The organism is Crossiella sp. CA-258035 (assembly GCF_030064675.1).
Classification (GTDB): domain Bacteria; phylum Actinomycetota; class Actinomycetes; order Mycobacteriales; family Pseudonocardiaceae; genus Crossiella.
In genome coordinates this window covers 8,443,084-8,455,821 of the sequence record NZ_CP116413.1, presented here as the reverse complement: position 1 = coordinate 8,455,821, position 12,738 = coordinate 8,443,084, and the positions used below count along the sequence as shown (strand labels likewise).

General features: G+C 73.9%; 10 protein-coding genes. 8 read left to right on the top strand and 2 right to left on the bottom strand.

Annotated elements, in window-relative coordinates; genetic code table 11:
* The gene (locus N8J89_RS38150) at positions 1-195 is read left to right on the top strand and encodes a hypothetical protein (RefSeq protein WP_283661767.1); all 195 of its coding nucleotides are present in this window, start codon (positions 1-3) and stop codon (positions 193-195) included.
* Here the strand turns inward: N8J89_RS38150 and N8J89_RS38145 are convergent, their stop codons facing one another.
* The gene (locus N8J89_RS38145) at positions 196-1,032 is read right to left on the bottom strand and encodes a dienelactone hydrolase family protein (protein WP_283661766.1); all 837 of its coding nucleotides are present in this window, start codon (positions 1,030-1,032) and stop codon (positions 196-198) included.
* A gap of 97 nt (positions 1,033-1,129) precedes the next feature.
* Here N8J89_RS38145 and glmS point away from each other — a divergent pair, with 97 nt between their 5' ends.
* The 7 genes from glmS (at position 1,130) to tsaE (ending at position 10,123) form a co-directional block, all read left to right on the top strand.
* Positions 1,130-2,992, top strand: coding sequence for a glutamine--fructose-6-phosphate transaminase (isomerizing) (glmS, locus tag N8J89_RS38140; RefSeq protein WP_283661765.1), 1,863 nt, complete (start codon positions 1,130-1,132; stop codon positions 2,990-2,992).
* Positions 2,989-4,449 carry an NAD(P)H-hydrate dehydratase gene (locus N8J89_RS38135; protein ID WP_283661764.1) on the top strand — a complete coding sequence of 487 codons (1,461 nt, stop codon included), beginning with the start codon at positions 2,989-2,991 and terminating at the stop codon, positions 4,447-4,449. The genes glmS and N8J89_RS38135 overlap by 4 nt, the downstream gene beginning before the upstream one ends.
* Positions 4,450-4,521: 72 nt before the next feature.
* On the top strand, positions 4,522-6,105 hold the full coding sequence (gene aceB, locus N8J89_RS38130) for a malate synthase A (RefSeq protein ID WP_283661763.1): 1,584 nt from the start codon (positions 4,522-4,524) through the stop codon (positions 6,103-6,105).
* Between the two features lie 11 nt (positions 6,106-6,116).
* Positions 6,117-7,358 carry a DUF6986 family protein gene (locus tag N8J89_RS38125; RefSeq protein WP_283661762.1) on the top strand — a complete coding sequence of 414 codons (1,242 nt, stop codon included), beginning with the start codon at positions 6,117-6,119 and terminating at the stop codon, positions 7,356-7,358.
* 49 nt (positions 7,359-7,407) lie between these two features.
* Entirely contained in the window at positions 7,408-8,550 is a 1,143-nt protein-coding gene (gene alr / locus N8J89_RS38120) for an alanine racemase (RefSeq protein ID WP_283661761.1), read from the top strand.
* Positions 8,547-9,653: an alpha/beta fold hydrolase gene (locus N8J89_RS38115; RefSeq protein ID WP_283661760.1), complete on the top strand. Its 1,107-nt coding sequence runs from the start codon at positions 8,547-8,549 to the stop codon at positions 9,651-9,653. Before alr ends, N8J89_RS38115 begins: the two co-directional genes overlap by 4 nt.
* Positions 9,650-10,123 carry a tRNA (adenosine(37)-N6)-threonylcarbamoyltransferase complex ATPase subunit type 1 TsaE gene (gene tsaE, locus N8J89_RS38110; RefSeq protein WP_283661759.1) on the top strand — a complete coding sequence of 158 codons (474 nt, stop codon included), beginning with the start codon at positions 9,650-9,652 and terminating at the stop codon, positions 10,121-10,123. The genes N8J89_RS38115 and tsaE overlap by 4 nt, the downstream gene beginning before the upstream one ends.
* Before the next feature lie 48 nt (positions 10,124-10,171).
* Here the strand turns inward: tsaE and N8J89_RS38105 are convergent, their stop codons facing one another.
* A complete protein-coding gene (locus N8J89_RS38105; protein ID WP_283661758.1) occupies positions 10,172-12,736 on the bottom strand; it encodes a M14 family zinc carboxypeptidase in 2,565 nt (854 codons plus the stop codon).
* Between the last annotated feature and the right edge of the window lie 2 nt (positions 12,737-12,738).

The window sequence follows — 12,738 nt, the reverse complement described above, 5'->3', positions numbered from 1 at the left end:
TTGATCTTCGCGGTGCTGACCCTGTGCCGGCAGACCTGGGCCAGGTTCATCCTGCTCGGGCTCTGCCTGGTCTTCGCCGGTGTGCACCTGTGGCGGCTGATCGAGAAGCTGCCTGCTGTACCTGCTGCCGCCGGTGAACCGGGCGCTGGGCAAGCCGCGGCCGCACCCCGGGCGGGACAGCCGCCGCGAGGCTGATCAGCGGTGTGTGGCCGTGGGCAGCGGGCCCCGGGTGTAGTCGATCGTGCAGCCGCGGACCTCTTCCTCCAGCAGTGCGCTGTAGGCGCGGGTGCCGGTGAGGATGCGCAGCAGGAACGCGGTGGTCAGCGCCTTGGTCAGCTTCTGGGTGGTGTGGTGGGACCGGCCGTCCAGCAGCAGGTCGCTCCAGTGCCTGCCCTCGGTGAAGGCCAGGTGGGTGGCCTTGGTGATGCCCCGCAGCTGCACCGGTCCGGCCCAGGCCTGGGCGACCGGTTCGACGTGGCCGACCGTTGGCGCGACCAGGTCCTGCACCGCGGACAGGTGCAGGCCGGGCATGGCGCAGTGGTGCGCGGCGTCCAGGGCTGAGGGGCGGGTCTCCGACAGGGCCATGGTGACCACGGCGCGGACCCGCTCGTCCTCGGCGGCGGACAGCACGGCCGCGCCGCCGCCCATGGAGTGACCGGCCACCGCGAGCCGTTCCGGGTGCACGCTGAGCTGGCCCTCGCCGAGGCGGACGCCGGTGCACACGTCCAGCGCGGTGCGCAGGTCGGCGGCGAGCAGGCGGTGGCTGGGCAGTGCGCCGGTGTGCGTGCCGGGGGCCGCGACCACGATGCCCCAGGAGGCCAGGTGCTTGAGCAGGCCCAGGTAGCGGCGGGCCGGTTGCAGCCAGCCGTGCCCGAAGGCCACCGCGGGCAGCCCGAGGCCCTGTGCTGGGGTGAGGATCACACCGGGCAGGCCGATCAGGCCCAGGTCGCCGCGCAGCACCTTGTGCGGACCGGGGCGGGTCAGCGTCACCAGCGCCTGCTTGGCCGTCAGGGCCTTGACCGCGCGTGCCATGCCCCGGACGGTAGTGGATACCGCCCCGCCCGGCTGGCGTCGGCCCGAGGTTTGGACCAATCCGACTCCGCCGACGGCAGCGCCTACCCTGTCCCGAGTGTGCGGGATCGTGGGATACGTAGGACATCGACCAGCTCTGACCGTCGTGCTGGACGGGTTGCGGCGGCTGGAGTACCGGGGCTATGACTCGGCTGGCGTGGCCGTGCTGGACGGCGGTGGCGGACTGGCCGTGGAGCGCAAGGCCGGGCCGCTGGTCAACCTGGAGACCAGGCTGGACGAGGTCGGCCGGGACGGCTTCGCCGGCACCAGCGGCATGGGCCACACCCGGTGGGCCACGCACGGCGCGCCGACCGACCGCAACGCGCACCCGCACCGGGACGGCACCGGCAAGCTGGCCGTGGTGCACAACGGGATCATCGAGAACTTCATCGCGCTGCGCGCCGAGCTGGAGGCCGCCGGGGTCGAACCGGCCAGCGACACCGACAGCGAGACCGCGGCGCACCTGATCGCCGCCGCCTACCGCGAGGGCGAGACCGCCGGTGACCTGGCCGCCTCGGTGCGGCTGGTCTGCCGCCGCCTGGAGGGCGCGTTCACCCTGGTCGTCACGCATGCCGACCACCCGGACCTGGTCCTCGCCGCGCGGCGGTCCTCGCCGCTGGTGGTCGGGGTCGGCGAGGGGGAGAACTTCGTCGCCTCCGACGTGGCCGCCTTCATCGAGCACACCAGGGACGCGGTCGAGCTGGGCCAGGACCAGGTGGTCGAGCTGACCCGCGCCGGGTACCGGGTCACCGACTTCCACGGCGAGGACGCGCCGTGCACGCCCTTCCACGTGGACTGGGACCTCGCGGCCGCGGAGAAGGGCGGCCACGAGTACTTCATGCTCAAGGAGATCGAGGAGCAGCCCGACGCGCTGGCCAACACGCTGCGCGGGCACTTCCAGGACGGCCGGATCGTGCTCGACGAGCAGCGCCTGTCCGACCAGGACCTGCGGGACGTGGACAAGGTCTTCGTGGTGGCCTGCGGCTCGGCCTACCACTCCGGGCTGGTCGCCAAGTACGCCATCGAGCACTGGACCCGGCTGCCCGTGGAGGTCGAGCTGGCCAGCGAGTTCCGCTACCGGGACGCGGTGCTGGACCGCTCCACCCTGGTGGTGGCGGTCTCCCAGTCCGGCGAGACCGCGGACACCCTGGAGGCGGTGCGGCACGCCCGCGGGCAGAAGGCCCGGGTGCTGGCGGTCTGCAACACCAACGGCGCGCAGATCCCGCGCGAGTCCGACGCGGTGCTCTACACCCACGCCGGGCCGGAGATCGGGGTCGCCTCCACCAAGGCGTTCCTGGCCCAGATCGCGGCCAACTACCTGGTCGGCCTGGCCCTGGCGCAGGCCCGCGGCACCAAGTACCCGGACGAGGTGGCACGCGAGTTCCACGAGCTGGCGGCGATGCCGGCCGCGGTCAGCCAGGTGCTGTCCACAGTGGACCGGATGCGTGAGCTGGCGCGGGAGCTGGCCGACGCCAAGGCGGTGCTGTTCCTCGGCCGCCACGTGGGCTACCCGGTGGCCCTGGAGGGCGCGCTCAAGCTCAAGGAGCTGGCCTACATGCACGCCGAGGGCTTCGCCGCCGGTGAGCTCAAGCACGGGCCGATCGCGCTGATCGAGGAGGGGCTGCCGGTCGTGGTGGTCATGCCCTCGCCGAAGGGCCGGGCGGTGCTGCACAGCAAGCTGCTGTCCAACATCCAGGAGATCAGGGCCCGCGGCGCGCGCACCATCGTGATCGCCGAGGAGGGCGACGAGACGGTGCGGCCCTTCGCCAACGACCTGATCGAGCTGCCCGCGGTGCCCACCCTGTTGCAGCCGCTGGTCTCCACCATCCCGCTGCAGGTGCTGGCCGCGGAGATCGCCCGCGCGCGCGGCTACGACGTGGACAAGCCGCGCAACCTGGCCAAGTCGGTCACCGTCGAGTGAGCGGCGTCTGGGGCGCCGACCGGGTCAGGGCGGCCGAGCACGAGGTGTTCCAGCGGGTCCCCGAGGGCGCGCTGATGCGCAGGGCCGCCTTCGGCCTGGCCACCTACGCCATCGGCATGCTGGCAGAGCTGACCGGCGGTGTGTCCGGGCGGCGGGTGACGCTGCTGGTGGGCGCGGGCAACAACGGCGGGGACGCGCTGTGGGCCGGGCACTTCCTGCGGCGGCGCGGGGTCGCCGTCGAGGCGGTGCTGCTGGACCCGGAGCGGGCGCACCCCGCTGGGCTGGCCGCGCTGCGCCGGGCAGGCGGCCGGATCGCCACCGACCACCTGGCCGCGGTGCGGGCCGCCGACCTGGTGCTGGACGGCATCGTCGGGTTGTCCGCCCGCGGTCCGCTGCGGCCAGCGGCGGCTGAGCTGGTCGAGCAGGTGGCGGCCCCGATCCTGGCGGTGGACCTGCCCAGTGGCGTGGACCCGGACACCGGCGTGGTGTCCGGCCCGGCCGTGCACGCCGCCGCCACGGTGACCTTCGGCTGCCTCAAACCGGTGCACGTGCTGGCCGCCGGGCACTGCGGCGAGGTCTGCCTCATCGACATCGGCATCGGCGACGACCTGGGCGAACCCGAGCTGGTGGTGCTCTCCGACGCCGAGGTCGGCGCGCGCTGGCCGGTGCCCGGCGCGAGCGATGACAAGTACACCCAGGGCGTCACCGGCCTGGCCGCCGGGTCCGCGGTCTACCCCGGCGCGGCGGTGCTGGCCACCGGCGCGGCCATCCGGGCCACCTCCGGCATGGTGCGCTACGCGGGCGAGGCCGCCGACCCGGTGCGGGACCGCTGGCCGGAGGTGGTGGCCACCGGCTCGGTCACCGACGCCGGCCGGGTGCAGGCCTGGGTGGTCGGCCCCGGCCTCGGCACCGGCACCGCGGGCGCGGAGGTGCTGCGCCAGGTGCTGGCCGCCGGTGTGCCGGTCTGCGCGGACGCCGACGCGATCACCCTGCTGGCGGCGGACGAGTCGCTCTGGGACGAGCGCGACCCGGACACCCCGATGGTGCTCACCCCGCACGACCGCGAGTTCGCCCGCCTGGCAGGCACGGTCGGCGAGGACCGGGTGGCCGCGGCCCGCCGCGCCGCGCAGCGCACCAACGCGGTGGTGCTGCTCAAGGGCCACGCCACCGTGATCGCCGCGCCGGACGGCCGGGTGCTGGTCAACCCGGCCCGCTCGGCCTGGCTGGCCACCGCCGGGTCGGGTGACGTGCTCTCCGGTCTGATCGGCGCGCTGCTGGCCGGTGGCATGGACCCGCTGCTGGCCGCGGGCTGCGCGGTGCGCGCGCACGAGGTGGCCGGACAGCTGGCCGCGCGGGACGCGCCGACCTCGGCCTCGGTGCTGGTGGACGTGCTGCCCGGGGCGATCCGCGCGCTGCGGTCGGCATCCGGGTTGGGAACCGGCAGTTCCAGTATTTGAGGGTGCCGACTCGCCGCAGGTGTCCATAGGGTGGTCCCAGGTGTGCGAGGACGGACACAGCGGGGTGAGTGGATGAGCCAGATCCGCGTCTTGGGCGAGCCGGTCGAGCGGGGCGAGGAGGTGCTCACGCCCGCGGCGCTGGACTTCGTGGCCGGGTTGCACCGGGCCTTCGGGGCGCGGCGGCGCGAGCTGCTCGCCCGGCGGGCCGAGCGCAGGGCCCAGGCCGCGGCGGACCGGCGGCTGGACTTCCTGCCGGAGACCAGGGAGATCCGCGAGTCGGAGTGGCGGGTGGCGCAGGCCCCCGCCGACCTGCGGGACCGGCGGGTCGAGATCACCGGGCCGACCGAGCGGAAGATGGCGATCAACGCGCTCAACTCCGGGGCCAAGGTGTGGCTGGCCGACCTGGAGGACGCGAACACCCCGCACTGGCGCAACGTGGTCTCCGGCCAGGTCAACCTGGCCGACGCGGTGCGCAAGACGATCGAGCTGAGCACGCCGGAGGGCAAGCGGTACGCGCTGCGCGAGGACGTCGAGCACGCGGTGGTCGTGGTGCGGCCGCGTGGCTGGCACCTGGACGAGGCGCACCTGCTGGTGGACGGCGAGCCGGTGGCCGGGGCGCTGGTGGACTTCGGGCTCTACTTCTTCCACAACGCGGCCGAGCTGCTCGCCCGCGGCAGCGGCCCCTACTTCTACCTGCCCAAGCTGGAAAGCCACCTGGAAGCCCGGCTGTGGAACGACGTGTTCACCCAGGCCCAGGCCGAGCTGGGCATCCCGCAGGGCACCGTGCGGGCCACCGTGCTGATCGAGACCATCCCGGCCGCCTTCGAGATGGACGAGATCCTCTACGAGCTGCGCGAGCACGCCGCCGGGCTGAACGCGGGCCGCTGGGACTACCTGTTCAGCATCATCAAGACCTTCCGCGACTCCGGGCCCGAGTTCGTGCTGCCCGACCGCAACAGCGTCACCATGACCGCGCCGTTCATGCGGGCCTACACCGAGCTGCTGGTGCGCACCTGCCACCGGCGCGGCGCCTTCGCCATGGGCGGGATGGCCGCGTTCATCCCGAACCGGCGCGACCCCGAGGTCACCGCGACCGCGCTGGCCAAGGTCCGCGAGGACAAGCAGCGCGAGGCCGAGGACGGCTTCGACGGGTCCTGGGTGGCCCACCCCGACCTGGTGCCGGTCTGCCGCGAGGTCTTCGACGCGGTGCTCGGCGATGAGCCCAACCAGCTGGGCCGGACCCGGGAGGACGTGCAGGTCAAGGCCGAGCAGCTGCTGGACGTGGCCTCCGCGGAGGGGGCGGCGACCGCGGCCGGGCTGCGCAGCGCGGTGGACGTCGGGGTGCGCTACATCGCCTCCTGGCTGTCCGGCAACGGCGCGGCGGCCATCCACAACCTGATGGAGGACGCGGCCACCGCGGAGATCTCCCGGTCCCAGCTGTGGCAGTGGATCTACAACGACGTCGGCCTGGACACCGGCGAGCCGGTCACCGCGGACCTGGTGCGCCGGGTGCTGGCCGAGGTCACCGCGCACCTGCGCGGCGAACACCTGGCCCACCTGGACCAGGCGGCCGAGGTGTTCGAGCAGGTGACGCTGGCCCAGGAGTACCCCGACTTCCTCACCCTGCCCGCATACCAGCGGATCGTCACGACCTAGGAGAGTCCACAGTGGACCTGGACGCGATAGCGGGCGAGCTCGACCGGCAACTATCCACTGTGGACTTCGAGCGGGACCGGGCCTATCCGGGCGATCCCGGCGGGCGGCAACCGGTGCACACCGTCTACGTGCCGGCCGACCGGGTCCGGCCAGGACTGGCCGCGGCCTGGGGCGCGCAGGCGCGGGCGGCGCTGGCCGAGCACGCCCCGGACGGGGCCGCGCTGGCCGCGGCCACCGGGGTGGACGGCGCGGCCGGGCTGCGCGGCCGGGTGCTGGCCAAGCTGACCGCGGAGCCGATCGAGGACCTGCGGGTCGACCTGGAGGACGGCTTCGGCGCACCCGGCGAGGCCGAGGAGGACGCGGCGGCCCGCTCGGCCGGGCGGGCGCTGCGCGAGGACCTGGCGGCAGGCACCGCGCCGCCGTTCTGCGGCGTGCGGCCCAAGGGCCTGGAACCTGCGCTGCGGCGGCGCGGGCTGCGCAGCCTGGCGCTGTTGCTGACCGAGCTGGTCGACGGCGGGCTGCCGCCGGGGTTCGTGATCACCTTCCCGAAGGTCACCTCGGCCGCGCAGGTCACCTCCGCGGTGTGGCTGTGCGGGCGGCTGGAGCAGGAGCTCGGGCTGGCCGAGGGCACGCTGCGGTTCGAGCTCCAGGTGGAGACCACCCAGGCGATCCTGGGCCCGGACGGGCGGGCCACCGTGGCCGAGATGGTGCACGCCAGCGAGGGCCGGTGCGCCGGGCTGCACTACGGCACCTACGACTACAGCGCGGCCTGCGGGGTCACCGCGGCGCTGCAGAGCATGGCCCACCCGGTGGCCGAGCACGCCCGGATGGTGATGCTGCTGGCCGCGGCGGGCACCGGGGTGCGGCTGTCCGACGGGTCCACCAACATCCTGCCGGTGGGCGGCAGCGCCGAGGTGCACGCGGGCTGGCGGCTGCACGCCCGGCTGGTCCGGCGGTCCCTGGACAGCGCCTACTACCAGGGCTGGGACCTGCACCCGCACCAGCTGCCCACCCGGTTCCTGGCCACCTACGCCTTCTACCGGGAGGCCTTCCCGGCCGCGGCCGCGCGGCTGCGCGCCTACCGGGACCGGATCGCGGGCACCGTGCTGGACGAGCCGGCCACCGCGCAGGCGCTGGCGATCGGGCTGGTGCGCGGGCTGGACTGCGGGGCGCTGGCGGCCGAGGAGGTCGAGCAGGCGGTGGGCGCGCAGCGGGCCGAGCTGGAGGTGCTGGCGCGGCGGCGGATCGGCTGAGGCGCTCCTGGGCTGCCCGGCGGATCCTTGTGACACCATTGACGGTGTTATGGCTGACCAGACGCGCTCCGCCCGCGCCGAGACCGTGATCGACACGGCGGCGCTGCGGCACAACTACGCCCACCTGGCCGGGCTGGCCGCCGCCTCCGGCGCGGCGACCATGGCCGTGGTCAAGGCCGACGGCTACGGCCACGGCGCGGTCGAGGTGGCGAAGGCCGCGCTGACCGCCGGGGTGACCTGGATCGGGGTGGCCGCGCCGGAGGAGGCGCTGGAACTGCGCGCCGCCGGGATCACCGCGCCCGTGCTGTGCTGGCTGTACCCGGTGGAGCAGGACTTCAGCGCGGCCATCGCCGCCGAGGTCGACCTGTCGGTGTCCTCGCGGGCCGAGCTGGCCGGGGTGCTGGCGGGGGTGGCGGCGACCGGGCGGGCCGCGCGGATCCACATCAAGGTGGACACCGGCCTGTCCCGCAACGGGGCCGAGCCGGGCAGCTGGCAAGGCCTGTTCGAGGCGGCGGCCAAGGCCGCGGCCGACGGCGCGGTCGAGGTGGTCGGCCTGTGGTCGCACCTGGCCAGCGCGGACGAGCCGGACAGCCCGGCCACCGACCAGCAGGCCGAGGTCTTCGCGCAGGCCTACCGGACCGCGCTGGAGCTGGGCCTGCGGCCGATGCGGCACCTGGCCAACTCCGCGGCCACCCTGCTGCGGCCTGACCTGCACTTCGACCTGGTCCGGGTGGGCATCGCGGGCTACGGCCTGAACCCGGTGCCCGGCCACGGCGGCGAGCAGCTGCGCCCGGCGATGACCTTCCGCTCCAGCGTGAGCAGGGTGAAGCGGGTGCCGGCCGGGACCGGCGTGTCCTACGGCCTGACCTGGACCGCGCCCGCGGAGACCAGCCTGGCCCTGGTGCCGGTGGGCTACGCCGACGGCGTGCCCAGGGCACTCTCCGGCCGGATGGAGGTCTTCCTGGGCGGGCGGCGGCTGCCGGTGGTCGGCCGGATCTGCATGGACCAGATCGTGGTGGACTGCGGCGACGCCGAGGTGGCCGAGGGCGACGAGGTCATCCTGTTCGGGCCGGGTGACCAGGGCGAACCCACCGCGCAGGAGTGGGCTGACAAGATCGGCACCATCCACTACGAGATCGTCACCGGCATGTACCGGCCGCGGGTGCGGCGCAGCTACCGGGGCCGCGGATGAACCGGATCTGGCGCGCCGTCGGCATCGCGGGCGGCGTGCTCGGCGCGGCCGTCGGCGCGGGCGCGGTCGGCGCGGCCACCCAGACCCGCCGGATCAAGGCCCAGCGCGCGGGCGGCGCCGAGGACGACCCGTTCACCGACGAGGAGCTGGGCGAGCTGCGCCCGGACCGGCAGTCCACCGTGGCCGCCGACGACGGCACGCCGCTGGCCTGCGAGGAGGTCGACCCGGCCGACGGCGGCAAGGCCGAGCTGACCGTGGTGCTGGTGCACGGCTACACCCTGGACCGCCGCTGCTGGCACTTCCAGCGCCGGGACCTGCCCGAGCTGGTCGACCCGCGGATCCGGCTGGTGCTCTACGACCAGCGCTCGCACGGCCGCTCCGGCCGCGCGGGCAGGGACACCGCGACCATCGAGCAGCTGGGCCGGGACCTGGACGCGGTGCTGCGCGCGCTGGCCCCGGACGGGCCGCTGGTGCTCGTCGGGCACTCCATGGGCGGTATGACGATCATGGCGCTGGCCGAGCAGCAGCCCGAGCTGTTCGTGGACCGGGTGCGCGGGGTCGCGCTGATCGGCACCGCGGCGGGCAAGGTGGGCAGCTCCGGCCTGCCCCGGCCGCTGCTGTCCCGGTACAACCCGGTGACCCTGGGCGTGGGCAAGGTGGCCGGCACGCTGCCCGGCGTGGTCGAGTGGGTGCGCAAGGTGGGCGGCGAGATCACCTGGAGCGTGGTGCGGCGGCTGGCCTTCGGCGACCGCGAGGTGAGCCCCTCGCTGGTGGACCTGATGGACCGGATGATCGACGACACCCCGGTCGAGGTGATGACCGACTTCCTGTCCACCCTGGAGACGCACAACCGGTACGCCGCGCTGGCCGGCCTTCGGCACTGCACGGTGCTGGTGCTGGGCGGCGACGCGGACCGGCTGACCCCGTACTCGCACTCCGAGGCCATCGCGGCCGAGCTGCCGGACGCCGAGCTGGTGCGCGCCACCGGGGCCGGGCACATGGTGATGCTGGAGCAGGCCGGGCTGGTGACCGGGAAACTGACCGAACTCATCCGGCGCTGTGCCAGCCCCGGGAGCGGAAAGCGTTGGTGGCGAAAGGCATGACCACTGTGGACAGTGCACTGTGGACGATCGAACTGCCCCAGGTGGCGGACACCGAGGCATTCGGCGCCCGGCTCGGCGCGCTGCTGGCCGCCGGTGACCTGGTGCTGCTCGCCGGGCCGCTCGGCGCCGGGAAGACCGCGCTGACCAGGGGGATCGCCGCCGGTCTTGGCGTGCGCGGGCAGGTCAGCTCGCCGACCTTCGTGATCGCCAGGGCGCACAAGCCGGGCGAGCGCGGCATCCCGCTGGTGCACGTGGACGCCTACCGGCTCAGCGGTTTCGACGAGCTGGAGGACCTGGACCTGGAGACCGACCTGACCACCTCGGCGGTCGTGGTCGAGTGGGGCGAGGGCGTGGCCGAGGGGCTGGCCGAGGAGCACCTGCTGATCCGGCTGGAGCGGCGCGAGGACGAGGTGCGGGTGGCCACGGTGTCGGGCACGCCCCGGCTGCTGGCCGGACTGCGCCAAGGCTGACGGCGGCCGGGTTCCGGCGAGGCTCAGCCCCGCCGGAACCCGTGCCGCTCAGCGGGTCGCGGACCAGTAGATGGCGTTCGCGACCTGGCTGTACAGCCCCTTCGGGTGCGCCCGGAACATCGGCTCGGTGCCGAAGAGCACCACCCGCGCGCCGGACTCGTCCGTGCCCGAGACCACCGCGGCCTGGCCACCGGCCGCCGCCGGGCCGCCGGAACCGTCCTCATTGGACGTCCAGTGCCCGGAGGCGAGCGGGTTCCCGTTGCCGTAGCGCTGTTCCACGGTCACCCCGGCGCCGATCTCGGTGAACCACTGCGGCGAGTAGACGAAGGAGTTCGGCAGCGCCTCCGCGCCGATGACCCCGGCCGCGTTGTTGGTCACCGTGACCACGCCGTTGGCATCGCCCTTGCCCTGCACCGGCTTCACCGGCAGCAGCCCCGCCTGGGTGTTGAACGCGCTGCCGGTGGCGCCGCGGGTGACCACGCCACCACGGGCCAGGAACGCCTGCAACGCGGTCTTCGCGGCCGGGTTGAGGCCGGTGAAGGACAGCCCGGAGGAGGCGAAGAGCACATCCATCCGGCTGAGGTCGAAACCGTTGTTGAGCACCGTGGTGGACACCGGCCGCACGTCGAAGCCCATGTCCCGCAACGCGAACAGCTCGTCCGGGCCGACCGCGGCCGCGATGGTGAGCCTGCGCAGCGGGCTGCCCGGCTCGCCGGTGGCGGCCAGGCCGAAGCGCACGCCGTAGCGGTCGGCGACCTGGATCGCGTCCACCCGCGCCGAGGCGGGCACGACGATCGAGCCGTCCGCGCGGCGGCGCAGCTCGATGCCCCGGCCGAGCAGGTCGTTGACCGCGCTGGCATCCTTGCCGTCGCGCACGGTCAGCGTGAGGTCCTTGCCCGGCGCGGCGTCCACGCCACCGGTCGGCGAGGCCGCGGCCACCGGCTTGCCCTGCACCCGCAGGTCGCCGGAGACGGCCACGTCCACCGAGGCGCCCCAGAGCAGGCGGTGGCTCCAGCCGGAGATGTCGTACATCAGCGGCGCCCGCTCGGAGACGTCCCCGCCCTGCTCCAGCATCACGTTGGCCAGCGCCCGCTTGGCCTGGTGCATGTCCACCACGTACGAGCCAGCCGGGTAGGTCCGGCCGTTGAGCGAGAACGCCCGCTCCGCCCTGGTCACCCGCACGTCGTGCGCGACCAGGTGGTCCACCAGCCGGGCCGCGGCCGCGCCGGAGCGCTGAGTCGGACCGGCCGGGATGACGTAGGCGCGCGGGAACTTGGTGCTGTACCGGTCTTCCGGGCCGAAGCCGGGCACGAAGCCGTCCGGGATCGGCCGCAGCGCCTCACCGGCCGCGCCGCGGCGGAAGACCTCGATCTGGTTGGAGATCATGTCCGCGCGGTTGGCCGAGACGTAGTCCAGGGTGCTGCGGATGGTCGACTCCACCACGTCGGTGTTGACCGCGGCCCGCCTGCGCAGCTCGCTGACCGGCAGGCTCTGGTACGCGCCCCGGTTGACCTGCAACGGAACCTCGATGGTGTAAGCCACCGCGCCGTGGAACATGGCGTACTGCGCGGTGAACACCGGCGCCCAGCCGTCCCACTCGCCGACCGGGTAGTCCCGGAACGGGATCTGCACGTTCTGCGCCTCGGCGTGGCCGAGCGCCTTGACGCCCTGCTCCATCTTCAGGCCGGCCGCGTAACCGTGCTTGATGTAGAGGTCGAAGTCGTAGTTCTGGCCGTGCGGCGGGCCGGTCGGCTCGATCAGGGTGCCGCCGACGTAGCCGTGCTCGTCCAGCATGGCCACCGGCTGGGTGCGGATCGCCAGGTCCCGCATCACCCGGCCCTCCGGCTGGGAGGAGGTGACGAAGTCGCGGTTGAGGTCGAAGTTGTTCGCGTTCGCCCGGACCCCGCTCACCCGGCCGTCCGGGTTGGCCGAGACGTTGAAGTAGACCCGGTGCTGCCGCAGCAGCTCCAGCGCCTTGCGGTCGCTGGTGGTGGCCAGGTAGTCGATCATGCGCAGGGCGCCGTCGGTGCCCTCGTACTCGTCGCCGTGGATGTTCGCGTTGATCCACACCGGCGCCTTGTACTCCCGGCGCAGCCGGTTGTCCCGAGCCGCCGAGCGCGGGTCGTTCTCGATCTCCGCGCGCCAGGCGTCCTGCTGCCTGGTCTCCTGCGGGCGCTCCGGCGCGGTCAGGGTGACCAGGTACAGGTCCCGCCCGAGACCCGACTGGCCGACCACCTCCACCGACACCCGGTCGCTGCGCTGCTGGATCTCGTTCAGCTTGGGCGCGATCGAGTGGTACGGGGCGAGACCGAGCTTGATCGAGGAGTCGCTGGGCTCCTCCGGGAACACCCGCAGCTGGGTCTGCCTGGGATAACCGTCCTTCTTGGTGACCTTGTTCGCACCGTGGGCGCGCAGGCCGCTGCGCCCGGCCGGGGTGTCGGTGGCCGCGACCTCGTTGCGGTCGGGGCCGTTGGCCGGGTCCTCGCCCTTGGTCACCCGCTCCGGCTGCGCGGGAGCGGCACCGGCCACCGGCGTCCCCAGCAGCGCGGTGCCCGCGGTGAGCACCGCGGCGGCCACCACCGTCAGGCGGTGTCTTCTACGGCGTGTCAGCACGT